Annotated in this window: 20 protein-coding genes and 1 pseudogene; 6 read left to right on the top strand and 15 right to left on the bottom strand. The window is 70.4% G+C overall.

Features of this window, described 5'->3' with window-relative positions; genetic code table 11:
- Nucleotide 1: 1 nt before the first annotated feature.
- Nucleotides 2-988, bottom strand: coding sequence for an alpha/beta hydrolase (locus GTO19_RS15795; RefSeq protein WP_291022822.1), 987 nt, complete (start codon nucleotides 986-988; stop codon nucleotides 2-4).
- An 83-nt stretch (nucleotides 989-1,071) separates the two neighbouring features.
- On the opposite strand from GTO19_RS15795, the gene GTO19_RS15800 reads away from it, so the two are divergent.
- Nucleotides 1,072-2,214: an iron-containing alcohol dehydrogenase gene (locus GTO19_RS15800; RefSeq protein ID WP_291022824.1), complete on the top strand. Its 1,143-nt coding sequence runs from the start codon at nucleotides 1,072-1,074 to the stop codon at nucleotides 2,212-2,214.
- 223 nt (nucleotides 2,215-2,437) lie between these two features.
- A complete protein-coding gene (locus GTO19_RS15805) occupies nucleotides 2,438-4,540 on the top strand; it encodes a winged helix-turn-helix domain-containing protein (RefSeq protein ID WP_291022826.1) in 2,103 nt (700 codons plus the stop codon).
- Here GTO19_RS15805 and GTO19_RS15810 read toward each other — a convergent pair.
- The 5 genes and pseudogenes from GTO19_RS15810 to GTO19_RS15830 form a co-directional block, all read right to left on the bottom strand.
- The gene (locus GTO19_RS15810) at nucleotides 4,489-5,526 is read right to left on the bottom strand and encodes a rhodanese-related sulfurtransferase (protein WP_291022828.1); all 1,038 of its coding nucleotides are present in this window, start codon (nucleotides 5,524-5,526) and stop codon (nucleotides 4,489-4,491) included. The two genes, GTO19_RS15805 and GTO19_RS15810, sit on opposite strands and share 52 nt — an antisense overlap.
- A gap of 30 nt (nucleotides 5,527-5,556) precedes the next feature.
- A complete protein-coding gene (locus tag GTO19_RS15815; RefSeq protein ID WP_291022831.1) occupies nucleotides 5,557-6,654 on the bottom strand; it encodes a phospholipase in 1,098 nt (365 codons plus the stop codon).
- Between the two features lie 29 nt (nucleotides 6,655-6,683).
- Complete coding sequence (locus GTO19_RS15820) at nucleotides 6,684-7,547, bottom strand: HDOD domain-containing protein (protein ID WP_291022833.1); 864 nt, start codon at nucleotides 7,545-7,547, stop codon at nucleotides 6,684-6,686.
- A 97-nt stretch (nucleotides 7,548-7,644) separates the two neighbouring features.
- Nucleotides 7,645-8,472, bottom strand: coding sequence for an HDOD domain-containing protein (locus tag GTO19_RS15825; RefSeq protein ID WP_291022835.1), 828 nt, complete (start codon nucleotides 8,470-8,472; stop codon nucleotides 7,645-7,647).
- Between the two features lie 88 nt (nucleotides 8,473-8,560).
- Nucleotides 8,561-10,908: pseudogene (locus GTO19_RS15830) on the bottom strand (Tex family protein).
- 198 nt (nucleotides 10,909-11,106) lie between these two features.
- Here GTO19_RS15830 and GTO19_RS15835 point away from each other — a divergent pair.
- Together GTO19_RS15835 and GTO19_RS15840 are read left to right on the top strand one after the other, a co-directional pair.
- The gene (locus GTO19_RS15835; RefSeq protein ID WP_291022837.1) at nucleotides 11,107-12,789 is read left to right on the top strand and encodes a sensor histidine kinase; all 1,683 of its coding nucleotides are present in this window, start codon (nucleotides 11,107-11,109) and stop codon (nucleotides 12,787-12,789) included.
- Nucleotides 12,786-13,772, top strand: coding sequence for a response regulator (locus tag GTO19_RS15840; RefSeq protein WP_291022839.1), 987 nt, complete (start codon nucleotides 12,786-12,788; stop codon nucleotides 13,770-13,772). The genes GTO19_RS15835 and GTO19_RS15840 overlap by 4 nt, the downstream gene beginning before the upstream one ends.
- Before the next feature lies 1 nt (nucleotide 13,773).
- On the opposite strand, the gene GTO19_RS15845 is transcribed toward GTO19_RS15840, so the two are convergent.
- Nucleotides 13,774-14,322, bottom strand: a complete 549-nt coding sequence (locus GTO19_RS15845) for a cysteine hydrolase family protein (protein WP_291022841.1) — start codon at nucleotides 14,320-14,322, stop codon at nucleotides 13,774-13,776.
- A 113-nt stretch (nucleotides 14,323-14,435) separates the two neighbouring features.
- Here GTO19_RS15845 and GTO19_RS15850 point away from each other — a divergent pair, with 113 nt between their 5' ends.
- Together GTO19_RS15850 and GTO19_RS15855 are read left to right on the top strand one after the other, a co-directional pair.
- Nucleotides 14,436-15,407 (top strand): GlxA family transcriptional regulator, encoded by a 972-nt coding sequence (locus tag GTO19_RS15850; protein ID WP_291022844.1) that lies wholly within the window; start codon nucleotides 14,436-14,438, stop codon nucleotides 15,405-15,407.
- Between the two features lie 8 nt (nucleotides 15,408-15,415).
- Nucleotides 15,416-16,468, top strand: a complete 1,053-nt coding sequence (locus GTO19_RS15855; protein ID WP_291022846.1) for a DUF72 domain-containing protein — start codon at nucleotides 15,416-15,418, stop codon at nucleotides 16,466-16,468.
- Here GTO19_RS15855 and GTO19_RS15860 read toward each other — a convergent pair.
- The 8 genes from GTO19_RS15860 to GTO19_RS15895 are packed head-to-tail and all read right to left on the bottom strand — an operon-like array spanning nucleotide 16,465 to nucleotide 23,314.
- A complete protein-coding gene (locus tag GTO19_RS15860) occupies nucleotides 16,465-17,022 on the bottom strand; it encodes a methylated-DNA--[protein]-cysteine S-methyltransferase (protein ID WP_291022848.1) in 558 nt (185 codons plus the stop codon). The two genes, GTO19_RS15855 and GTO19_RS15860, sit on opposite strands and share 4 nt — an antisense overlap.
- 6 nt (nucleotides 17,023-17,028) lie before the next feature.
- The gene (locus GTO19_RS15865; RefSeq protein WP_291022849.1) at nucleotides 17,029-17,934 is read right to left on the bottom strand and encodes an SDR family oxidoreductase; all 906 of its coding nucleotides are present in this window, start codon (nucleotides 17,932-17,934) and stop codon (nucleotides 17,029-17,031) included.
- 34 nt (nucleotides 17,935-17,968) lie between these two features.
- Nucleotides 17,969-18,415, bottom strand: coding sequence for a GNAT family N-acetyltransferase (locus GTO19_RS15870; RefSeq protein WP_291022852.1), 447 nt, complete (start codon nucleotides 18,413-18,415; stop codon nucleotides 17,969-17,971).
- Entirely contained in the window at nucleotides 18,412-19,350 is a 939-nt protein-coding gene (locus GTO19_RS15875; RefSeq protein WP_291022903.1) for a glutathione S-transferase family protein, read from the bottom strand. Before GTO19_RS15875 ends, GTO19_RS15870 begins: the two co-directional genes overlap by 4 nt.
- A gap of 40 nt (nucleotides 19,351-19,390) precedes the next feature.
- Entirely contained in the window at nucleotides 19,391-21,040 is a 1,650-nt protein-coding gene (locus GTO19_RS15880; protein ID WP_291022854.1) for an isovaleryl-CoA dehydrogenase, read from the bottom strand.
- Nucleotides 21,041-21,056: 16 nt separating this feature from the next.
- Nucleotides 21,057-22,073, bottom strand: coding sequence for an NADP-dependent oxidoreductase (locus GTO19_RS15885; protein ID WP_291022857.1), 1,017 nt, complete (start codon nucleotides 22,071-22,073; stop codon nucleotides 21,057-21,059).
- 16 nt (nucleotides 22,074-22,089) lie between these two features.
- The gene (locus GTO19_RS15890; protein WP_291022860.1) at nucleotides 22,090-22,518 is read right to left on the bottom strand and encodes a PaaI family thioesterase; all 429 of its coding nucleotides are present in this window, start codon (nucleotides 22,516-22,518) and stop codon (nucleotides 22,090-22,092) included.
- A gap of 4 nt (nucleotides 22,519-22,522) precedes the next feature.
- Nucleotides 22,523-23,314, bottom strand: a complete 792-nt coding sequence (locus GTO19_RS15895) for an SDR family oxidoreductase (RefSeq protein WP_291022861.1) — start codon at nucleotides 23,312-23,314, stop codon at nucleotides 22,523-22,525.
- Nucleotides 23,315-23,349 lie beyond the last annotated feature (35 nt).

The raw sequence follows: 23,349 nt of genomic DNA on the forward strand, positions 1-23,349 counted from the left end.
CTCAGTCGTCTCCTCCAAAAGCGTTCTTCAGGGCGCGCGCGGCGTGCTGGTGGGCCTTGCGCGCCTCGGGGATGGCGCGGCCGAACTGCACGAAGTTGTGCACCACGCCGGCGTAGATCTCCAGGTCCACCGGCACGCCCGCCAGGCGCAGACGGTCGCAGAAGGCCACGCCTTCGTCCACCAGCGGGTCGCACTCGGCCAGGCCCATCCACACCGGGGCCGCACCATCCAGTTCCTTCCATTCGCCACGCTCGTCGCGCCCATCCAGGGGCGCGAAGCGCCAGTCGTCGCGGTCCGCCGGGCTGCGCAAGTAGTGGCCGAAGAAGTAGTTGATGTTCGGCTCGTCCAGGATGAAGCCGTGCGCATAGGTGCGGTGTGAGGGTGTGTCCTGGTGGCCGGCGCAGCCCGGGTAGAAGAGCAGTTGCAGCGCCAGCGGCCAGCCCGCGTCGCGCGCCTGCAGCGCGGTCGCGATGGCCAGCGTGCCGCCCGCGCTGTCGCCGCCCACGGCGATGCGCGCGGGGTCCAGGTCCAGGGCGCCGGCCGCGTCGCGAAGCCAGGCCAGGCTGTCCCAGGCGTCGTGCACTGCGCCGGGGAACTTGCGCTCGGGCGCCAGCCGGTAGTCCACCGAGAGCACCGCGCAGCCCGCCAGGTGGGCCAGCGTGCGGCACAGCGGCTCGTGTGTGGCCACGCTGCCGATGGTGAAGCCGCCGCCGTGGAAATACAGCAGCACCGGCAGGCCGTGCGCCTCGGTCGGCAGGAACAGCCGCGCGGGCAGCTCGGCACCGTCGCGCGTGGGAATGCGCAGGTCCTGCGTGCGGGCCATCGCCGGTGGCGACACCTCCAGCACGCCCGCGCCGGCGGCATAGGCCTCGCGCGCCCGCTCGGGCGTCAGCGAGTGGAATGGTGGGTGACCGGCGCGCGCGATGCGATCGATGACGCCGCGCATGGCCGGCGTGAGCCGCGCACGCGGATCGGGGTGGTGAGACATGGGTGGGCTTGTCGGCTCGGCGACCGCGCAAACGCGGCGCGTCCGTATAGTTTTCGCTGCCCGAACCATAACCGGAGACAGACATGGCCCAGATCCTCTACGTGACAAACATCCTCATCGATTACGGGGCCTTGTCGCAATTGCCCGCCGAGTGCGAGCGCATCGGCATGCGCCGCCCCTTGATCGTCACCGACGCTGGCGTGCGCAACGCCGGCCTGCTCGACAAGCTGCAGGCCGCCCTGCAAGGCACGCCCGCCGCCGTGTTCGACCAGACCCCCTCCAACCCCACCGAAGCCGCGGTGCGCGCCGCCGTCGAGATCTACCGCCGAGACCGCTGCGATGGCCTGATCGCGCTCGGCGGCGGCAGCGCCATCGACTGCGCGAAAGGCGTGGCCATCGCTGCCGCGCACGAGGGCCCGCTCAAGACCTACGCCACCATCGAGGGCGGCTCGCCCAGGATCACCGCGGCCGTGCCGCCCTTGATCGCCGTGCCCACCACCGCCGGCACCGGCAGCGAGGTCGCCCGCGGCGCCATCCTCATCGTGGACGACGGCCGCAAGCTGGGCTTTCACAGCTGGCACCTGGTGCCGCGCACCGCCCTGCTCGACCCGGAGCTCACCCTGGGCCTGCCACCGCTGCTCACCGCCGCCACCGGCATGGACGCCATCGCGCACTGCATGGAAACCTTCATGAGCGCGGCCTTCAACCCGCCGGCCGACGGCATCGCGCTGGACGGACTGCGCCGCGGCTGGGCCCACATCGAACGCGCCACGCGAGACGGCAGCGACCGCGAAGCCCGGCTGAACATGATGAGCGCCAGCATGCAGGGCGCCATGGCCTTCCAGAAAGGCCTGGGCTGCGTTCACAGCCTCAGCCACAGCCTGGGCGGCCTCAACCCGCGCCTGCACCACGGCACGCTCAACGCCGTGTTCCTGCCGGCCGTCATCCGCTTCAACGCCGAGGCCGACAGCATGAAACGCGAGCAGCGCCTCGACCGCATGGCCCAGGCCATGGGGCTGAGTGCCGGTGACGACGTGTCCGCCGCCGTGGCGGCGATGAGCGAGCGCCTCGGCCTGCCCAAGGGCCTGGCAGCCATGGGCGTGGACCGCGCCCTGTTCGACCGCGTCATCGAGGGCGCCCTGGCCGACCATTGCCACAAGACAAATCCCCGGCTGGCATCGCCGCAGGACTACCGGGCCATGCTGGAGTCGTCCTTGATGGCTTGAGAACTTTTGTAGTTCTTTTGTATTTGTGTTCACGAAAAATTGATGACTTTCGCAGTGCTGTAATCGCCTTTTCAGGTGAGGAAGAGCCGTCATGCGAAAGCACAGCGCAGCGGGGCGTGTCAAAGCCGCCCCCGAATTGCCCGCTAAGACTCCGGTCGTTGCCGCCATCCCGCCCGCTGGGCAGGCACCGGCCGGTGGGGACGAATTCACGTTCGGCCCGTTCGTGCTGCGTTCCGACCACCGCGAGCTCATGTGCGACGGTGTGCTGCGCCCCATGGAGCGGCGGGCCTTCGATCTGCTGCACTACCTGCTCAAGCACCACGGGCGGGTCGTCGCCAAGGAAGAGCTGCTGGAACAGGTGTGGCAGCGCCGCTGCGTGACCGATTCGGTCATCGCCCAGGCGGTGCTCAAGGTGCGCAAGTCCTTGAGCGACGTTCCCGGCTTCGACTGCCCGGTGCAAACCGTGCACCGCGTGGGCTACCGCGTGGTGGGCGAGGTGCGGCACCGCCGCGTGGCCCCGGGGCTGACTGGCCGCGGCCCGGCGCTGCTCGCCGTGCTGTGGCCGGCCCCCCGCCTCGCCCACGGGCTGAACCTGCCGCCCTGGCTGCCTGGCGCCCTGGCCGGGTTCAGCGTGCTCTCGCTGCAGGCGCATGGCGTGCAACCCATCGACGCGGAACGCGCGGCGAGCCTGCACGACGACTCCGTGCAGGCCAGGGGCCTGCTGCGCCTGGCGGACACCAAGGCCGATGGCGGTGATGGCCCGCCGGTCTTCGTGCTGGAGGTCGAACTCACGGCGCCCGGCTGGCGCACCGGCGTCAGCGCCAGCGCGGGTTCACCATTCGAAGCCGCGTGGCGGGCCGCCGGCTCCGCGGCCCTCGCCTTGCGCCTGCGCCAGATCCTCCTGTCCACGTCACCCGGCGAGGTGGAGCGGCGCTGGGAACGCCTGGCCGCCCTCGTGGGGCACCCGCCACCGCAAATGGGCGCCTGCAGTCAGCACCTGCCCGCCCTGTGGTGCCGCTCTCTGGTCGAGCGCGGCCTGGACGCCGAGGCCGACATCCTCATGGAAGGTGCCTGGCGCGGAGACCCGCGCACGCCCCACGAGTCCAACGAGTTTCGGCGCCGCGCCTCGCGGGCGGACGCCAGCCGCCTTGAAGGCTGGTCCGACCTCTGCCTGGCCGTCTACGAATGGACGGCTGGCGACCCGCGCCGCGTGGCCCACCTCGTGGACCGCGCGCTCACCCACTTTGACCAGGCCACAAGCACTTCCCTGGCGGTGCGTGCGGGGGCCATCGCCGAACACCTGATGGCCGCCGTGGGCGGCGACTGGGCCCAGCCGGCCTGGTGGCGCAAGCTGCGAGACGCGCCCATCGTCGATGGCCCTGCCGGCATCCGCCGCTGGCACCGGCTGGCCAACCTGCACAGGCAGATCGCGCGCGACGCAACCAGTGGGCTGGCCTTTCACCGCACCAGCGACGCGGGCAGCCATGTCGCCCCTGGCTGCGAGGGCCTGCAGGCCCTGCTGCATGCCCTGTCGGGCCAGATGCGTCACGCCGACGGCGACCTGGACACCGCCTTGAGCGAATGGGCCCGCGCCCACGATCTGGCCGAACGTTCGCCCTGGCTCATCCCGCGCCTGCTCAGCCGGCTGGCGCTGGGCGACCTGGCCGCGCGGCTGGGTGACCGCGCGCGACTCGACGCCTGCCTGCAAGGCCTGGAGCACCTTGCCATCGGCGGCCTGCCCCGCTGGCGCGCCGTGAACGACTGGCTGCAGGCACGCCGGCTGCGGCTGAACGGGCAAGCCCCGGCGGCCTGGGCCCTGGTGGACAAGGCCCTGCCCGTGCTCTCGCATTGCAGCCTGTGGTTTCGCGACGAAGCCTGGCTGTTCGCCATCGACACGGCCTGGCAGACGCGTTCGCGAACCGCGCTGGCGGCGCTGCGCGACACGATTGGCGGCCACGCGCGGCAGCACAACCGCAGCATCGCGGCCATTGCCCTGGCGGCCGATGCCACCCTCGCGCTGCTGGAACGCGACAAGCCGCAGGCCTGTCAGCTCATGCTGCGCGCCTGGCAGACCGCGCCGTCCTCGAGCACCAAACGCCAACTGGCCATGGCGGCGGCGACCGCCATGCTGTGGCGCCGCCCGCCGCACGCGCAGGCGCTCGATCAGGCGCTGTCGCAGGCGGGCGCGTGGTTGCACCGCTCATCGAACGGCCAGCGCCTGAACCAGTTGCACCGGCGCCCGCAAAGCGAGTTCACGGCCGCCAGGCCGGAGCACTACCGCGTCGCCGAACCCGAGGCGGACCTGGGCTGGCTCTGGGCGCCCTGAGCACCCATGCGGTCTGGCGCGCCCTGGCCGGCCTGCCCACCCGTCGCCGAGCCCGCCGGGGGCATGGCGTCGGCACCGATGTGGGCAAGGCCCCGCTCGCGGGCCAATGCCACCTGCCGCTGACGCTCGGCCAAGCGCTCGCGCTCTCCGTCGTCGCGTCGGCCGTGGCAGTGCGGGCAGCTCACACCTTCCTCGAACAGCGGTGAAGCGCGATCGGCCTCGCTGAGCGGCCATCGGCACGAGCGGCACAGCGCGTGGGCGCCAGGACGCAGGCCGTGGCCCACGCTCACTCGTTCGTCGAACACGAAACAGTCGCCCCGCCAGCGGCTCTCGCTCTCGGGCACCTGCTCCAGGTACTTGAGGATGCCGCCCTCCAGGTGATAGACCTCGTCGAAGCCCTGCATGCGCAACAGGGCCGTCGATTTCTCGCAGCGGATGCCGCCGGTGCAGAACATGGCCACGCGCGGCTTGGCGGCGCCTTGCAAGGCGGGCTGACTGGCCAGCCAGCCGGGCAAGTCGGTGAAGGCGCGGATGCCCGGGTTGATCGCGCCATCGAAGCTGCCGATCTTCACCTCGTAGTCGTTGCGGGTGTCGATGAGCAGCACATCCGGCTGGGCGATCAAGGCATTCCAGTCCTCGGGCTTCACATACCGGCCCGCGTTCTCCTGCGGCCGCAGGCCGGGCACGCGCAGGGTCATGATCTCGCGCTTGAGCCGCACCTTGAGGCGGTGGAACGGCGGGTGATCGGACCACGAGGCCTTGTGCTGCAGATCGGCCAGGCGCGCATCGCGCCTCAGCCAGGCCAGCACGGCCTGCACGCCCGCCTCGGGGCCGGCGATGGTGCCGTTGATGCCCTCGGGGGCCAGCAGCAGGGTGCCCTTGACCCGGTGCTCACGGCACAAGGCCATGAGCGGCTCGCGCCAGTCGGCGTGGTCGGGCAGGTCGACGAATTTGTAGAGGGCGGCGGTGAGATAAGACGCGGTCACCGGCGGATTATCCCGCGCGGCCCGCCGGGCTCAGAGCGGTTCCACCCGCCCGACATCCGGTCTGGCCAGCCACTCCCCCAGCTCATCGGCCAGTTGCCGGGCCGCCACCACCGCCGCACGCCAGGCCTTCACCCGCGCCGCCAGGTCCTGCCCATGGCGCACGAAGTCCGTGCGGTCGGGCAGCTTGCCCTCGGGCAGGGTCTTCTTCACCCAATCCGGGTCGGGCGCCACCACCAGCATGTGGTCCAGCGCCGCGCTGCTGCGGTGGCGTCGCTTCCAGGCCTTGTCCAGCCAACCCGGCACCACCGCCTTCTGGAAGTGCGGGTACAGCACGATCGGCGCCGCGCTGTCGTGCCGGTAATGCAGGTGCAGGTGGTAGTCGGTGATGCCGCCGTCCCAGTAGGGGCCGTGCGGCGCGCCCGGGATGTCCACCACCGGCCGCAGCATGAACGGAATGGAGCAACTGGCCTGCAGGGCCTGCATGAAATTGTGTGGCCCCATGGGGATCTGACGCGTGCGCAGGTCGTGCGTGGCAAAGGGCAAGGCGCTGGTGGTGCCGGCCTGCGAATCGGGACCGGAGAACACCACGCGCTCCAGCCAGCCGCCCAGCGCCGGACGGCGGACCGCGTTGGCCGCGAACGCGCCCAGGTAGCCCAGTGGCGTGCGCCAGCGCCCCTCGCTGGCCAGCAGGCGCCGCCCCCGCGCGGTGACGATGTGCAGCCGCCAGCGCGGGTGCTGCAGCACCGGTTCGACCCGTCCGTCATAGAACGTGCGCAGGTTGAGCGAGAACTGGTCGCTCAACTGCTGCGGCGTGTGCCGCCGCTGGCCGGCCGGGAGCTCGTAGTGCTGGTGGATGTAGTCGTGCTCCAGCCGCTCGAAGCTGCCCGGCGCGTCGGGCAGGCAGGCCGTGGCCATGCGCCAGGCGCCGATGGAGGCGCCGACCAGGTGGATGGTCTGCGGCGCGTCGGCCAGCCAGTGGCCGAACAGCAGGCGGTCGATGGGGCCGAGGATCAGGCCCTTGGGGCCGCCGGCCGCGGCGGGGATGACGCCGACGTCCGAGGGACGCAGGCCCCGTTCATTCAGGTGGGACAAGGCCGCAGGGCCCGCATACAGTCGCAGCGCTCGCATGGGCCCGGATTGTCACCGAGCCCGCGGGCTCACGTTCCCTGGGGCAGGGAGTCCTTGAATGGCTCGACCTGCGGCTCGCCTTCCTCCAGCGGGTGACGCGAGATCGACGGGATCCGCTCGGCCACCACGGTGTCCGGGTCGATGCCCAGCACCACGCCCACCGGGTCCGGGTAGGTGTTGATCAGCAGTTCGCCGCGCAGGTCCGCCTCCTCGGCGCGGGCGCGCCAGGAGCCGATGTGGATGACGCCCGCGATGGGTTCGTACACGTCGTTGTCGAACGGGGCCGTCTGGTGTTCGATGGCGTTGATCATGCGGCGCGGAAACTTCCACTCGCGCGCCAGCGCCGCGCCCACCTCGGCGTAGCTGTAGCCAAACAGGCTGCGCTCGGCCTTGGCGCGCTTGAGGTCCAGCATGGGCACGTTGCGATCGAGTTCGATCATCGTCTCGGGCATGCCCACGTGCATCACCAGCTCGCCAATGGCGTGGATCAGCCCCGCCGTGAAGGCGGTGTTCTCGTCGATGCGGATCGGCAGCGCGATGTAGCGCGACAGGTTGGCCGTGTTCAGGCTGTAGCGCCAGAACTGGTTGAGGTTCACGCCGCCCACCGTGTGGAAGCCCTCGCCCAGCGCGCTGGCCACCACCAGGGCGCGCACCTTGATCAGGCCCAGGATGTTCATCGCCTCGCGCGCATTCGTGACGTTGCGCGACAGGCCGAAAAAGGCCGAGTTGGCCGTCTTGAGCAGCTTGGCCGTGAGGACGGGGTCTTCCTCGATCAGCGACGCCACCAGCATGGGGTCCACGTCGGCCTGCTCGAAGGTTTCGATCAGGCGCCGCACGACCTTCGGAACGGATGGCAGGGCCTGGGGTTGCTTGAGCAGTTTGTCGAGGTGCATGGCGATCCTCTTGCGGGTGGTGCGTCGGTGGTTTGTCTTGTTTATCGTTCCCTGGCTGCGATTCTTTAGAACTATCGACGACATGTGTAACCGGCGCTCAGTCGAGGAAGGCGGACAGCGCGTCGGTGAACTCCCACTCGGCCGGATCCTTGCCCAGCACGCTGCCCAGGTCCAGGCCCAGGGTGAGGCCCACCATGTCGGGGAAAGTGGCCGCCAGGCCGCCGTCGTCGAGCTGGATCTCCTCGGCCCGCGCGCGCCAGGACGCCAGGTGCAGGATGCCGGCCAGCGGGTCGTACACGTCGCCATCGAAAGGCGCGGTCTGGTGCTTGAGGGCGCTCACGATGGCGGTGGGGAAATTCCAGCGCTCCACCATCCCCGCGCCGACCTCGGCGTAGGTGTAGTCGAAGCGGTTGCGCTCGGCCTGGGCGCGCTGCAGGTCCAGCGGCGGCGTGCCCATGTCCAGCGGAGCGATCTCGTCCGGCATGGCGATGTGCATCACCAGGTCGCCGATGGCGTGGATCAGGCCGGCCGTGTAGGCGTTGGCCTCCTGCTGGCGCAGCAGGCCGGCCAGCGATTTGGAGATGTCGGCCACCCGCAGGCTGTAGCGCCAGAACTGCGGCAGGTTCACGCCCGGCACGTTCTTGAAGCTCGAACCCAGGGCGGCGGCCATCACGAGGGAGCGCACGTGGGTCATGCCCAGCATGGCCACGGCCTCCTCGGCGCTGCCGATCTTGCGACTGGCACGGAAGAAGGACGAATTGGACAACCGCAGCACCCGCGTGGTGAGCGAAGGGTCCTGGCCCACCAGCTCGGCCACGCGCTTGGGGCTGGGGTCGTCCTTGTTCATCTCCGACATCAGGTCGGCGACGGTGCGGGACATCGCCGGCAGGGCACCGGGGTAGTTCAGGAGCGCTTCAAGTTCCATGGCGGGGCGGATGAGTGAATACCTCGGACTGACACCCCCCAGCTATCGGCATTTCCGCCCGGAACTTGATGCCCCGGGCGGGTGCCGTTCAGCGCTTGCCCGCGCGCAGCTTCTCGAAGGCCGAGGCCATGGCCGAGGGCGCCTGGGCCGCGTCGCGCCCGCCGCCCATGTGGCGCGCGAAGCCATCGCGCCCGCCGCGCGGCGCACCGGCGCCCCCGCCCTCGCGCCGCGCGGGCGCGGCGTCGAGCTTCATCGTCNNAGCTTCATCGTCAGGGAAATGCGTTTGCGCGCCGTGTCGACCTCCAGCACCTTCACCTTGACGATGTCGCCCGTCTTCACCACCTCGCGCGCGTCGTTGACGAACTTGTGGCTGAGCTGGCTCACGTGCACCAGACCGTCCTGGTGCACGCCCAGGTCGACGAAGGCACCGAACTGGGCCACGTTGCTCACCGTGCCCTCCAGGATCATGCCCTCGCGCAGGTCCTTGATGTCTTCCACGCCCTCGTTGAAGCGCGCCACCTTGAAGTCCGGGCGCGGGTCGCGGCCGGGCTTCTCCAGCTCCTTCAGGATGTCCTTCACCGTGATGGCGCCCACGCCGTCCACCGCGAACTGTTCGGGCTTGAGGCGGCCCTGCCAGTCGGCGCGGCCCATGAGCTTGTCCACCGGCTCGCCCACCGCGGCGATGATCTTCTCCACCACGGGGTAGCTCTCGGGGTGCACGCCGGTCATGTCCAGCGGGTTGTCGCCGCCGCGAATGCGCAGGAAGCCGGCCGCCTGCTCGAAGGTCTTGGCGCCCAGGCCGGCCACGTCCAGCAATTGCTGGCGGCTGCGGAAGGCGCCGTTCGATTCGCGCCAGCGCACCACCGCCTTGGCCTGCGAGGCCGACAGGCCCGACACGCGCGACAGCAGCGGCGCGCTGGCGGTGTTCAGGTCCACGCCCACGCCGTTCACGCAGTCCTCCACCACGGCGTCCAGCGTGCGCGCGAGCTCGCTCTGGTTCACGTCGTGCTGGTACTGGCCCACGCCGATGCTCTTGGGGTCGATCTTCACCAGCTCGGCCAACGGGTCCTGCAGGCGCCGCGCGATGCTGGCGGCGCCGCGCAGGCTCACGTCCACGTCCGGCATTTCCTGGCTGGCGTATTCGCTGGCGGAGTACACCGAGGCGCCGGCCTCGCTCACCACCACCTTCTGCGCGTTGGGGTAACGCTTGAGCAGGTCGGCCGCGAGCTTGTCGGTCTCCCGGCTGGCGGTGCCGTTGCCGATGGCGATGAGCGACACGCCGTGCTTCTCGCACAGGCGGCCCAGGGTGTGCAGGGCGCCGTCCCAGTCGCGCCGCGGCTCGTGCGGGTACACGGTGGCGGTGTCGACCAGCTTGCCGGTGGCGTCCACCACCGCCACCTTCACGCCCGTGCGGATGCCCGGGTCCAGGCCCATCACCCCCTGCGGGCCGGCCGGCGCGGCCAGCAGCAGGTCGCGCAGGTTGGCGCCGAACACCTGGATGGCCACGCCCTCGGCGCCTTCGCGCAGGCGGGCGAACAGGTCGCGCTCGCTGGAGAGGCTCAGCTTCACGCGCCAGGTCCAGGCCACGCACTTGCGCAGCAGGTCGTCGGCCTTGCGGCCTTGGTGGCTCCAGCCCAGGTGGCGCGCGATGCGGCCCTCGGCCAGGCTGGGCTGGCCGGGCTGCGGCTCTTCGGGCAGCGCCAGCTTCACGTCCAGGATCTCCAGCCCGCGCCCGCGGAACATGGCCAGCGCGCGGTGTGAGGGCACCTTGCCGATGGGCTCGCGCTGGTCGAAGTAGTCGCGGAACTTGGCCACCTCGGGCGCGTTCTCGTCCTTGCCGGCCACCAGCTTGCTGGTGATCTGGCCTTCGGCCCACAGCCATTCGCGCAGCGATTGCACCAGCGCCGCATCCTCGGCCCAGCGCTCGGACAGGATGTCGCGCACGCCGTCCAGCACGGCGGCGGCGGTGGTGAAGTCGCTGCCGTCCTCGCCCTTCTCGGTCTTCACGTAGGGCGCGGCCGCGGCCTGTGGGTCCAGCGTGGGGTCGGCCCACAGCGCGTCGGCCAGGGGCTCGATGCCGGCCTCGCGCGCGATGGCGCCCTTGGTGCGCCGCTTCTGCTTGTAGGGCAGGTACAGGTCTTCCAGGTCCTGCTTGGTGTCGGCCGCCTCGATGGCCGCGCGCAGCGTATCCGTCAGCTTGCCTTGCTCGTCGATGCTCTTGAGCACCGTGGCGCGGCGGTCTTCCAGCTCGCGCAGGTAGGCCAGGCGGGCGTCGAGCTCGCGGAGCTGGATGTCGTCGAGGTTGCCCGTCACCTCTTTGCGGTAGCGGGCGATGAAGGGCACCGTGGCCCCGCCGTCCAGCAGGTCCATGGCGGCCTGCACCTGCTGTTCACGAATCTTCAGGTCTTGCGCGAGGCGCGCAACGATCTTCTGCATGGGTCTCCCGGGCCCCGGATCAAGGGCCGCTCTTTCACGAAGCGCGGGAGTTTGCCATACGCCACCGCGCCGACTTCCTTTTGCAAGTTCTCAAGAAATCCGGCCCAGCCACCCCCAAACGCTCGAATAGTGCAACGGCGGTATGTGGCCAAGGGCACGCCCTTCCTAGCATGCCGCCGAGTCGCAGAAGCCCTCGTCATGCAGCCGTTTCGCCTCACCCGCCATTTCATGCTGAGCAGCTTCGCGGTCTTCCTGCTGTTCGCCATCCTGCTGTACCGGCTGGACGATCTGCGTCGAGACGGCCTGCACGACATCCAGCGCGAGGAAAACAAGGCCATGGCCGACCTGCAGGCGGGTCTCGTGTCCCTGTCGGCCGAGTCCGTGCGCCGGGATCTGCTCGTGCTGCACGAGCAGGGCAACCTGGACTCCACCCGGCTGCTCGCCAATCTGTTGTGGAGCGACACGCTGAGCACCTACCTCGACGAGGCGCAGCGCCTGGACCTCGCTTCCTGTCCGCGCGCCGCTGCACCCGGTGCGTCGGCGCTGCCGCCGGTGCGCGCGGCCTGTCGGCGTCATCTGAACCAGCGACTCACCGCCCTGCCCGGTTTCGCGGCAGCAGACGCGCGGCTGCGCAACGCCGTGCACGACTCGCGCGTGTTTCGCCTCAAGCTGTTCGACCTGCGTGGCCTCACGGTGTACGCCACAGACCGCGAACACATAGGCGAAGACGCCTCGACCTCCCCCGGCTGGATCGCCGCACGCGAGGGCAGTCCCTGGAGCCAACTGAGCGCGCGCGGCGAGCCCCACACCCCTGGCGCCAGCCCGGAACGGCGCGACATCCTCAGCGCGTACCTGCCGCTGCAGCCGCCCGGCTCGGGCGAAACGGTCGCGGTGATCGAAACCTACACGGACGCCACCGCGATCGTGCGGCGCCTCGATCACGCGAGCGCCACGCTGCACGAGAGCGCGCGCGAGCGCGGGCGGACCATGAACGCCCGGCTCGACGAGATGCGCCAGACGCTCGACGCCTCCGGCACGGGCCTCACGCTGGTCGCCCTGCTGCTGACCCTGACGGTGTACCTGCTGCTGTTGCTCATCGTTCGCCGCGCCTCGCGCCTGGCGGACCAGCAGTCCCTGCAGATGCAGCGTTCCCGAGCACACCTGGTGCAATTCGACAAGATGGTCATGCTGGGCCGCATGGTGGCCGGCGTGGCCCATCAGCTCAACACGCCGCTGGCGTACTGCCGGACCAACCTGCGCCTGCTTGGCGAACTGCTGGCGCGTTGCACGACCGATGGGCCCCTGCGCGAGCAGGACCGCAGCGACGCCCGCCAGATGCTGGACGACACCCTGGGCGGTGTGCTCATGATGGACGAGCTGGTGCGGCACCTGCGCGGCTTCACCCGGCTCGACCAGGCGCCCACGGACCACGTGGACCTCAACGCGGCCATCGCCAGCGTGGTCTACATCGCGCGGTCCGTGGTGCCGCCCCACATCCGCATCGAGGAGCGCTATGACGAGCGTCTGCCTCACCTCAACGTGCACGTGGCGCGCCTGAACCAGGCCGTGCTCAACCTGCTCATGAACGCCGCCCAGGCCATCGCCGGCACCGGCTTGGTCACCGTCAGCACCCACAGCGACGCGCACGCGGTGCGCATCGCTGTGGCCGACACCGGCAACGGCATCCACCCTTCGCTGCATGAACGCGTGTTTGAACCCTTCTTCACCACCAAGCCTTCCGGTCAGGGCACGGGGCTGGGCCTGTCGGTCGTGCGCGAAATCGTCGAGCAACACGGCGGCCGGGTCGACCTGTCCAGCCAGCCCGGCCTCGGCACCACCGTCACGCTGCACCTGCCCCTTCCCGCCGGAGCCCACCCATGAACCCGAATTCCGAGCGCCTGCCCAAGGTGCTCTGCGTGGACGATGAACCCCCTTTGCTGCGTTCACTGCGCTGGCTGCTGCGCCGCGAATTCGACGTGGCGGTGGCGAGCAGCGGGCGCGAGGCGCTGGCGCTGCTCGCCGCGGATCGGTTCGACGTCGTGCTGTCCGACCAGCGCATGCCGGGCATGTGCGGATCCGAGTTTCTCAGCCTGGCGCAGCAGGTTTCGCCGCTCACCGTGCGGCTGCTGCTCACCGGCTACGCCGATTTCTCCGCCGTCGTCGCGGCCCTCAACGAGGGCGACGTGTTCCGCTACATCAGCAAGCCCTGGGACGACGACAAGCTCATCCGCTGCGTGCAGGAAGCGGCGCGGCTGTCGCGCGTCTCGCGCCTGGCGTGGAGCGACTTCGCTGACACGGTGAGCGAGGCGGGTCCGACGGATACGCGCCATGAGGTGCTGCTGGTTCAGCCCGACGCGGACTTCGCCCGTGCCTGTGCCGAAGCCTGCGGCAACAAGGTGCCGCGGCAGCCGTGCCTGCTCATCGCGCAGGACCTCGCCGACGCGCTCACGCTGCTGTCGCAACGCGCACCGGTGGCCATGGTGTTGCAGCAGCAGGGCGATCCGCGTGGCACCGTGGAGCTGGTGCGCGCGATCCGGCGCAAGCGCCGGCGCATGCCGGTGGTGTTGGCCAGCGACTCGCACGACATCCAGGCCCTGCAGCAACTCATCAATGAGGGCCTGATCCACCGCTACCTGTACCTGCCGGCGGACAGCGGCCACATCGCCCGCACCATCGTCAGCGCCATCGACCAGCACCTGCGGCGAGGCCCGCTGTCGCGGCACCTGTCACTGCCGCATGCTGCCGCCCCCGTTCAGGCATCGACGACACCGGCGCCTGCGGCCGCCGCCGCTGCCCTGACACGCCGCCCCCGCTGGCTCGCGAACTGGTTGCCGCCGGCATGGCGCGAACGCCGTGGCGGCTGATTCACCGGCCCAGCACAGCCTCGGTGCTGATCACCTGGGCATAGGACGAACCCAGCGCCGCCATGTACGCCGCATGCACCTGCGCGGCCGGCACGGTCTCGCCACCGAACACCAGGTCGCGCGTGGCGCAGGCGTCGTGCACCACCGTCACGGCGTAACCCAGGTCGGCGGCGGCGCGCGTGCCCGCGTCGATGCACATGTGGCTCATCGCGCCGACGATCGTCAGTTCGCGCACGCCCTGCTCGTCCAGCAGCGCCTTCAGCGGCGTCTCGCGAAACGAGTTGGGAAAGTGCTTCACGATCACCGCCTCGCCTTCGACCGGCGCCACCGAGGGGTGGATCTGCACGTTCGGCGTGCCGGGCGTGAACACCGGTGCGTCGGGCTTGCCGGCCTCATGCCGAACGTGGATCACCGGCACGCCCTTGGCGCGCGCGTCGGCGATGACACGCGCCGCGTTGGCGGTGGCCGGTTCGATGCCGACCAGGGGCAGCTTGCCGGTGGGAAAGTATTCGTTCTGCAGGTCGATCACGAGCAGGGCGCGCTGGGGCATTCGGGTCTCCAAGGTTCAGGGTTCGCATCCCGGTTCGGGATGCAGGAATGATCCGTCCCGCCCTGCGCCGCGAAAAGTGGCGGCATCGACATTCCAGAGGGCAGAATCGACACATGTCCACCCCAGACCCCATCGAAATCGGCCTGGTGCTCTACCCCGGCGCTCAGCTGGCCGCCGTGCTGGGCATGAGCGACCTGTTCGACTTCGCCTCGCGCACGGCCGCGCGCCGGGTGGGCCACCACACCCCTGCCCTGCGCGTGAGCCACTGGCAGCCGCAGGACGAGGGCCCGCCGGTGCGTGTATTCGACAGTGCGCCAAGCCCCGTGGGCACGCCCGCCGTGCTGGTGCTGCCCCCGAGCCTGAACCCGCCGCTGCCGCGCGAGGCGGCGGCGCCCATCGGCGCCTGGCTGCGCGAACAGCACACGGCCGGCGTGGCCCTGGCCTCCGTGTGCGCGGGCGCCTTCGTGCTCGGCGAAACCGGCCTGCTCGCCGGGCGCACCATCACCACGCACTGGCGCTACGCCGAGCCCTTCCAGGACCGCTTCCCCGGCGTGCACCTGGACACCGACCAGCTCATCGTCGACGACGGCGACATCGTCACCGCCGGTGGCGCCATGGCCTGGACGGACCTGGGCATGCGCCTCGTCGACCGCACCCTCGGCGCCACCGTGATGGTGGAGACCGCGCGCTCGCTGCTGGTCGATCCACCGGGGCGCGAGCAGCGCTACTACAGCGCCTTCTCGCCCCGGCTGCGGCACGGCGACGCGGCCGTGCTCAAGGTGCAGCACTGGCTGCAGGCCACCGACGCCAGGGACGCCACCCTGCCCGCGCTGGCCGCGCGCGCCGGACTGGAGGAGCGCACCTTCCTGCGCCGCTTCCAGAAGGCCACCGGCATGACCACCACCGAGTACTGCCAACGCCTGCGCGTGGGCAGGGCGCGCGAGATGCTGCAGTTCGGCCGCCTGCCGGTGGACCGCATCGCCTGGGACGTGGGCTACAGCGACACCGGCGCCTTCCGCAAGGTCTTCGCCCGCATCGTGGGCCTCACGCCGGGCGAGTACCGGCGGCGGTTTCAGGCGGGGTGACGCGCCCGATGCAAGACGACCTGTTCGGTGGACCGCCGCCGCCTCCCCCAGCGCCTCCGCGCCCAGAAGCCACCACCCCGCCCCGCCGCCCCCGCACCGGCGTGCAGCCCGCCGAACACGGCGACGCCCTGCGCGCCCTCGCCGCCGCCTTGCCGCCGCGCCTGCGCCTGGGCACCTCGTCCTGGACCTACCCCGGCTGGACTGGCCTGGTGTGGGACCGCGACCACCCCGACGCTACGCTCTCGAAACAAGGCCTCACCGCCTACGGCCAGCACCCCCTGCTGCGCACGGTCTGCGTCGACCGCAGCTTCTACCGCGCCCTCACCGAGGTGCAGTTCCGACACTACGCCGAGCAGGTGCCCGCCGACTTCCGTTTCGTGGTGAAAGCCCCCGCGCTGGTGTGCGACGCGCAGATCCGCAGCGAGGACGGCAAGGGGCGCGAGCCCAACCCGCTGTTCCTCGACCCCGCCGTCGCGGCGAAGGAATTCATCGAGCCCGCGCTCGCCGGCCTGGGGCACAAGGTCGGCGCGCTGGTGTTCCAGTTGAGCCCTCTGCCCTTCATGCAGTTGCAGCGCCTGCCGCAGTTGCTGGAGCGCCTGCGCGCGATGCTCAAGGCTCTGCCGGACGTGCGCGGCGCCACGCCCGATGGCGTGGTGGCAGTGGAGGTGCGCGACCCCGAGTGGCTCGCACCAGGCATCGCGCCCACGCTGGCCGAGGTGCTGCGCGAGACCGGCGCCACCTACTGCCTGGGCCTGCACGCCAAGATGCCGCGTTTGGCCGATCAGTTGCCGCTGCTGCGTGCCCTGTGGCCCGGCCCGCTGGTGTGCCGCTGGAACCTCAACCCGCTGCATGGCGCCTACGGCTACGAAGACGCGCAGCGCGAGTACAGCCCCTACGACCGCATCCACGACGTCGACGAGGACACGCGCGAACTCATCGTGCGCACGGTGCGCGGCGTCACCGGCGCGGGGCAGAACGCCTACGTGACCATCAGCAACAAGGCCGAGGGCTGCGCGCCGCAGTCGGCGCGGGCGCTGGCGGAGCGACTGGCGAGCCCTTAACCGCCAGCCGGCCCGAACAGGTCCGGCTCCAGCGCGCCTTCGATGCCGAGCATGCGCAGCTTGGTCACCGCGCCGCCGCGCGCCGAGAACCCGCCGGGCTTGCCCCCCGCCGCCATCACGCGGTGGCAGGGCACGATGGGCGCGAAGGGGTTGGCGCCCATCGCCTGCCCCACCGCACGCGCCAGTTGCGGGTCGCCCAGGGCCTGGGCCACGTCGCCGTAGGTGCGCGTCTGCCCGGGGGGAATGCGGCGCGCGAAGTGGTACACGCGCTGGTGGAACTCGCTCACGCGGTCCATGTCCAGCGCCACCTCCAGCAGGTCGCGCCGTTCGCCAGCCATCAGGGCTTGCACGCCGTCGATGGCCGCCTGCACCTCGGGCGGCGGTTCGGCGGCAGGCAAGGCCTCTCCCGCGTTGCGAAGCAGCCGCTGGCGCGTGGCCTCGTTGTCCGCATCGGGCAGCTGCACGGCCACGATGCCCGCCGGCCCCCAGGCGATGCCGCAGGTGCCGATGGCGGTGGCGAACAGGCAATGCCCGCGCGCGGCCGGCGCGTCCATGGCGCCTCAGCCGCCGCGCAGCGCCGCGCGCAACTGCTCGCCCACCTCCGGCCGCTCCAGGAAGGGATCGGGCGGGTTCTGCACGTTCACGATCGCCTCCATGCGCGAGCGCACGTTGCCCAGGGCCTTGGGGTGGCTGAAGACGTAGAAGCGGTCGGCCTCGATGGACTCGAACACCTTGTGCGCCACCTCGGCGGCCGTGACCTTGCCCGAGCCCACGGCCTTGTCGCTCATGGCCTGGCCGATGACCTGGGCCCGGGTCAGGGACTCGTCGGCCATCTCGGCGGGCTTGTTGCGGTGGCTCTGGTTGATGCCGGTGGGCACGAAGTACGGGCACAGCACGCTGGCGCCGATCTGGTCGGTGACGAGGCGCAGGTCCTGGTAGAGCGTTTCGGTGAAGGCCACCACCGCGTGCTTGCTCACGTTGTAGATGCCCATGTTGGGCGGCGTGAGCAGGCCCGCCATGCTGGCGGTGTTGACGATGTGGCCGCGCCAGGCCGGGTCGGCTTTGGCGGCGTCCAGCATCATGGGGGTGAACAGGCGAACGCCATGCACCACGCCCCAGACGTTCACGCCCAGCACCCATTGCCAGTCGCGCACGCTGTTCTCCCAGATCAGGCCCGAGGAGCCCACGCCCGCGTTGTTGAAGACGAAGTGCGGCGCGCCGAACAGGCGGTACACCTCCTCGGCCAGCGACTCCATCTGCGCGGCGTCGGACACGTCCACGCGGCGCGCCATCACGGTGGCACCCGCCGCCTTCATCTCGGCCTCGGCGCGCTCCAGCGCGTCGGCCTGCACGTCCACCAGCACGAGCTGCATGCCGCGCTGCGCGCCGATGCGCGCGCATTCGAGGCCGAAGCCCGAACCCGCGCCGGTGAGCACGGCGGTCTTGCCCTGGAAGTCCTGAATCATGGAAACGTCTCCTCGTTGGGGTGGTGTGTGCGGTTCAGTGGCGCAGCATCTCGATGTGGGGAATGCCGTCCTCGTCGTAAGGGAGGCCGTCGGGCACGAAGCCGTGCTGCCGGTAGAAGTTCTCCAGGTGCGCCTGCGCGCCGATGCGGATGGGCCCCGGCCCCCACAGCGCGCGCACGCGCTCCACGGCCTCGCGCATGAGCGCGTGGCCCAGGCCGGTGCCGCGCGTGGACGGGTCACAGACCACGCGGCCGATGCTCGCCTCGGCGAACTTCAGGCCCGCCGGCACCAGGCGCGCGTAGGCCTGCAACTCGCCGTGGTCACCCGCGCCCAGCAAATGGTGGCATTGCGGGTCGGCGCCGTCGGCGTCCAGGTAGACGCAGCGCTGCTCGACCACGAAGACCTCGCTGCGCAGGCGCAGCACCTCGTACAGCTCGCGCGCGGACAGCTCGTCGAAGCGCGGGCAGCGCCAGGCGATCAAGCCTTCACCTCGCGCAACACGTAACCCACGCGCGGAAAGTGCACGTGCACCGTGCCCGTGCGGTCGCCGTGGCGTGCGATGGTGTAGCGCGTGCGCGTGGCGGCGAGCAGCACGCCCTCGCTCGCCTCGGTGCCGAAGGACTCGGCGGCGATGCTGACGCGGCTGCCCAGCGCGATGCCGTGGTCGTCCTGAAACACCTCGTCGGCCTTGATGGGCTCGGGGGTGGCCGCATGCGCGATGCCCACGGCGTCGGCGCTGCTCAGGCGTTCGCTGCGGCCATGGCCGATGGTGGCCAGCCGGTCCATCCACTCCAGCACGTCGGGCGTGGCGTCCAGGATGCTGGCCATGCCGGGGTTGAGCTTGCGCGTGAACCACAGCGGGTGGTAGGCGGCGAAGTCGGCGATGCACGGCACCTCGCCGAGCAGGTAGGGCTGTTCGTCGAGCATGTTGGCCAGGCGGCGCAGGTAGCTGCGGTAGGCGCTGGTGGCATCGGCGGGACGCAGCAGCGTCATGTTCTGGCGCATGGTGGCGCGGTCGGCGGCAAAGGCCTGCCCCTCGCCGGGCGGCAGGCCGGCGAACATCTTGGCCGCGCCCTTGGGGCTGAGCGTGTAGCCCATGGAGGCCCAGAACAGCGCGGAGTCGGCCCACTGCGCGACGGCGCGCGACAGGCCGCGCGCGTGCACGGGGAACAGCGGCGGCTCGGGCTCGCGGTGCTCCAGCACGTCGGCGATGAGCGCGGTGTCGCAGTAGATGTCGGCCCCGATCTGCAACAGCGGCGTCTTGCGGTACCCGCCGGTGAGCGCCACCACGTCGGGCTTGGGCATCACCGTGGGGATGTGCACGCTGTGCCAGACGAGGCCCTTGTGCCCGAGCATGAGGCGCGCCTTCTCGGCAAAAGGCGACATGGGGTAGTGATGAAGAATCAGATCGTGCATGGTGGTGGCGTGCATGGCCGTGGGCTCGTGCGTCACGGCGTCAGCGCGGCATGGCCCGCTGGATGATGGCGTCGACGTCGACGCCCGAGGACAGCGAGCCGAAGCTGTACCCCCAGTGTCCGCCCAGGCGCGAATCGCAGAAGGCGTTGAACACCTCGGCCGGCGCGGTCTGCGCCAGCAGCGCGGCCTGCACGGCCAGCGCCACGTCCTGCGCCAGGCGGCGGGCTTCCATCTCGGTCGCCATCTCCTCCACGCGCAGCGGCAGGCGCGCGGCCAGGTGGTCCAGCGCGGCGTGCATGCCTTTGGCGGGTGCGAGTTCCTGCGCCAGCGCGGCCGCCGCGTCGGCCTTGCGGATGGCGCGCAGCAGGTCCAAGGCCATGATGTTGCCCGCGCCTTCCCAAATGGAGTTGAGCGGCATCTCGCGGTAGATGCGGGCCATGATGCCCTCGCCGCCCTCTTCCACGTAGCCATTGCCGCCCAGGCACTCCATCGCCTCCTGCGCGAAGTGGCTGCCGCGCTTGCAGATCCAGAACTTGGCCACGGGCGTGAGCAGGCGGGCCATCACCTGCTCGTGCGGGTCACTCTGCCGATCGAAGGCGCGCGCCAGGCGCAGGGCCAGCGCGGTGGCGGCCTCGGATTCGAGCGCGAGGTCGGCCAGCACGTTCTGCATCAGCGGCTGGTCGATGAGGAGCTTGCCGAAGGCCTTGCGCTGCGTGGTGTGGTTGAGCGCGATGGACAGGGCCTGGCGCATCAGGCCGCTGGTGCCCAGCGCGCAATCCAGGCGCGTCATGGTGCCCATGGCCAGGATCTGCGGCACGCCGCGGCCTTCTTCGCCCACCAGCCAGGCGCTGGCGCCGTGGAACTCCACCTCGGAGCTGGCGTTGGCCTTGTTGCCCAGCTTGTCTTTCAGGCGCTGGATGTGGATGGCGTTGACCGACCCGTCCGGCAGCACGCGCGGCAGGAACAGACAGCTCAGGCCGCTGGCCGTCTGCGCCAGGATGAGGAAGGCGTCGCACATGGGCGCCGAGAAGAACCACTTGTGGCCGGTGACGGTGAAGCGCTGACCCCAGCCGTCGCTGCCCGCCGGTTCGGCGCGCGTGGTGTTGGCGCGCACGTCCGATCCGCCCTGCTTCTCCGTCATGCCCATGCCCATGGTGGCGCCGGGCTTGTCGCGCCAGACCTTGAGCGCGGGGTCGTACGCGCGGCTGGTGAGTTGGGGCGCCCAGTCGCGGTAGATGGCCGCGTTGCCCTGCAGCGCGGGCGTGACCGCGTAGCTCATGGAAATGGGGCACAGCACCGAGGGCTCGAGTTCGGTGAAGAGCATGAAGCCCGCGGCGCGGCGCAGGTGGGCGGTGCCGCTCGCGGTTTCGTCGGGGGCGAAGGCGTGGCCGTGCAGTCCCGCGCCCACCGCCTCGCGCATCAGCGCGTGGTAGCTGGGGTGGAACTCCACCTGATCGATGCGCTCGCCCACGCGGCTGTGCGTCTTGAGCTGCGGTGTGAACACGTTGGCCAGGCGCGCGTGCGTCTGCATGTCGGCGCTGCCCACCGTGGCGCCGAGCGCGCGCAATCCGCTGGTGTCCAGCCCCGGCGCATTGAAGGACAGCGCGGCCTGCAGGGCGCGGTTGGTCTCGAAGAGGTTCACGTCCACCAGCGGCGCAGGCTGGTTGAAGACCTCGTGCGTCGCGATCATGTGAACCCCCTTCGCCTCAGATCAGCTTCACCAACTGCTTGCCGAAGTTTTTGCCTTTCAGCAGGCCCAGAAAAGCCTCGGGCGCCGACGCGATGCCCTGCGCCACGGTTTCGCGGGGGCGGAGTTTGCCGGTGGCAACCAGCGTACCCAGCTCCTTCAGCGCCTCGGGCCACACGTCCATGTGCTCGCTCACGATGAAGCCTTCCACCTTGAGCCGGTTCACCAGGATCAGCGCCGGGTTGGCCAGCGGCAGCGGCTGGCCATCGTAGCCGGCGATCATGCCGCAGACGGCGATGCGGCCGAAGGCGTTCATGCGCAGCAGCACGGCGTCCAGGATCATGCCGCCCACGTTTTCGAAGTAGCCGTCGATGCCGTTCGGGCAGGCCTCCTTGAGCGCCTTGGCCAGGGAGTACATGTCCTTGTGCAGGCGGTAGTCGATGCAGGCGTCGAAGCCCAGTTCCTCCACCGCGTACTGGCACTTCTCCGGCCCGCCCGCGATGCCCACCGCGCGGCAGCCGCGCGCCTTGGCCAGCGCACCGAAGGCGCTGCCCACCGCGCCCGTGGCAGCGCTCACCACCACGGTGTCGCCGGCCTTGGGGTTGATGATCTTCACCAGCCCGTACCAGGCGGTCACGCCGGGCATGCCCACGGCGCCCAGGTAGTGGCTCAGCGGCACGTGGGTGGTGTCGACCTTGCGCAGCGCGCCGGGCTGCTCGGCGTCGACCACGCTGTACTCCTGCCAGCCGCCCATGCCCACCACCTGGTCGCCCACGGCGTACCTGGGGTGCTTCGATTCCACGACCTCGCCCACGGTGCCGCCGATCATCACCTCGCCCAGCGGCTGCGAGGCCGCGTAGCTCTTGCTGTCGTTCATGCGTCCGCGCATGTACGGGTCCAGGCTGAGGAAGTGGTGGCGCACGAGCACCTGGCCGTCTTTCAGGGCCGGCGTCTCGCTGCTCACGAGCTTGAAGTTGTCGACCGTGGCCTCGGCCTTGGGTCGGTTGTCGAGCAGGATCTGGCGGTTGGTGGGCATGGTGTGTCTCCCGGTGTCAGTCGGTTGAGATGCGGTTGAGGGGGTTCACGGAACCCGGCCCGGTGGGCAGGCGGGGCACGAACTTGAAGGTGCCGGTGGCGTGGCTGCACAGCTTGCCGGCGGCGTCGAACACGCTGGCTTCGGTGAAGGCCAGGGTGGCGGTGCGGTGCAGCAGCTTGCCGCGCGCCACCAGCGGGCCCCTGGCGGCGCGCATGAAGCTGGTTTTCATCTCGATGGTGATGCAGCCCATGTCGTTCTGGACCGAGCGCGCGGCGTGCGCCATCACCACGTCCAGCAGGGTCATGCTGGCGCCGCCGTGCACCACGTCGAAGGAGTTCAGGTGCTCGGGGACCGGCTCGTAGGTGATCTCCGCCTCGCCGCCGTCCATGCGGGTGAGCCGAAAGCCGAGCAGGTCGACGAAGGGGATGCGGACAGAAAACTCCAAGCGTTCAGCCTCCCGTGATGATGGAGACGCCGCCATCGACGGCCAGCCACTGGCCGGTGATGTGCTTGCCGGCGTCGCTGGCGTACAGCAGCGTCAGGCCTTTCAGGTCCTCGTCGTCGCCCAGGCGGCCCAGCGGCGCGTGCGCGGCCAGCTTCTCCTCGCCCATGGCCTTGAGCGTGCCCTGCGTCATCTTGCTCGGGAAGAAGCCCGGGCAGATGGCGTTGACGCGGATGCCATGGTCGCCCCACTCGGCCGCCAGCGCGCGCGTGAAGTTGATGACCGCGCCCTTGGAGGTGTTGTAGGCGATGGTCTTCATGCCGCGCGGGTTGCCGCCCAGGCCGGCGATGGACGCGGTGTTGATGATGCTGCCGCCCTTGTTGGGGATCATGCTGCGGCGCGCCACCTCCTGGCTCAGGATGAAGTAGCTGCGCACGTTGAGGTCCATGACCTTGTCCCAGGCCTCCACCGGGTGCTCCTCGGCGGCCGCGCCCCAGGCCGCGCCGGCGTTGTTCACCAGGATGTCGATCCTGCCCAGGCGCTTCATCGTTTCATCGACCAGCCGGCGGCACTCCTCCTCGCTCTGGCCGTCCGCGGCGATCCACTGCGCATCGATGCCGGCGGCCTTGAGCTCGGCCGTGGCCTCTTCCAGATCGGCCTGCTTGCGCGAGCTGATCAGCACGCGCGCGCCGGCCTCGCCCAGCGCGTGCGCCATCTGCAGGCCCAGGCCGCGCGAGCCGCCGGTGATGAGGGCGGTCTTGCCCTTGAGGTCGAAGAGTTGGGAGATGGTGCGGGTCATGTCTTGTCTGCCTCGTGTGTGTTGTCTGGACCGTC

Source organism: Hydrogenophaga sp., from assembly GCF_011772445.1.
Lineage (GTDB): Bacteria > Pseudomonadota > Gammaproteobacteria > Burkholderiales > Burkholderiaceae_C > Hydrogenophaga.

Excerpts from the sequence above, each read along its gene's own strand:
- GTO19_RS15840 (WP_291022839.1), top strand. The coding sequence starts at position 12,786 with ATGAACCCGAATTCCGAGCGCCTGCCCAAGGTGCTCTGCGTGGACGAT.
- GTO19_RS15825 (WP_291022835.1), bottom strand. The coding sequence starts at position 8,472 with ATGGAACTTGAAGCGCTCCTGAACTACCCCGGTGCCCTGCCGGCGATG.
- GTO19_RS15865 (WP_291022849.1), bottom strand. The coding sequence starts at position 17,934 with ATGATTCAGGACTTCCAGGGCAAGACCGCCGTGCTCACCGGCGCGGGT.
- GTO19_RS15800 (WP_291022824.1), top strand. The coding sequence starts at position 1,072 with ATGGCCCAGATCCTCTACGTGACAAACATCCTCATCGATTACGGGGCC.
- GTO19_RS15850 (WP_291022844.1), top strand. The coding sequence starts at position 14,436 with ATGTCCACCCCAGACCCCATCGAAATCGGCCTGGTGCTCTACCCCGGC.
- GTO19_RS15860 (WP_291022848.1), bottom strand. The coding sequence starts at position 17,022 with ATGGACGCGCCGGCCGCGCGCGGGCATTGCCTGTTCGCCACCGCCATC.
- GTO19_RS15875 (WP_291022903.1), bottom strand. The coding sequence starts at position 19,350 with ATGCACGATCTGATTCTTCATCACTACCCCATGTCGCCTTTTGCCGAG.
- GTO19_RS15885 (WP_291022857.1), bottom strand. The coding sequence starts at position 22,073 with ATGCCCACCAACCGCCAGATCCTGCTCGACAACCGACCCAAGGCCGAG.
- GTO19_RS15880 (WP_291022854.1), bottom strand. The coding sequence starts at position 21,040 with ATGATCGCGACGCACGAGGTCTTCAACCAGCCTGCGCCGCTGGTGGAC.
- GTO19_RS15855 (WP_291022846.1), top strand. The coding sequence starts at position 15,416 with ATGCAAGACGACCTGTTCGGTGGACCGCCGCCGCCTCCCCCAGCGCCT.
- GTO19_RS15815 (WP_291022831.1), bottom strand. The coding sequence starts at position 6,654 with ATGCGAGCGCTGCGACTGTATGCGGGCCCTGCGGCCTTGTCCCACCTG.
- GTO19_RS15795 (WP_291022822.1), bottom strand. The coding sequence starts at position 988 with ATGTCTCACCACCCCGATCCGCGTGCGCGGCTCACGCCGGCCATGCGC.
- GTO19_RS15845 (WP_291022841.1), bottom strand. The coding sequence starts at position 14,322 with ATGCCCCAGCGCGCCCTGCTCGTGATCGACCTGCAGAACGAATACTTT.
- GTO19_RS15820 (WP_291022833.1), bottom strand. The coding sequence starts at position 7,547 with ATGCACCTCGACAAACTGCTCAAGCAACCCCAGGCCCTGCCATCCGTT.
- GTO19_RS15895 (WP_291022861.1), bottom strand. The coding sequence starts at position 23,314 with ATGACCCGCACCATCTCCCAACTCTTCGACCTCAAGGGCAAGACCGCC.
- GTO19_RS15835 (WP_291022837.1), top strand. The coding sequence starts at position 11,107 with ATGCAGCCGTTTCGCCTCACCCGCCATTTCATGCTGAGCAGCTTCGCG.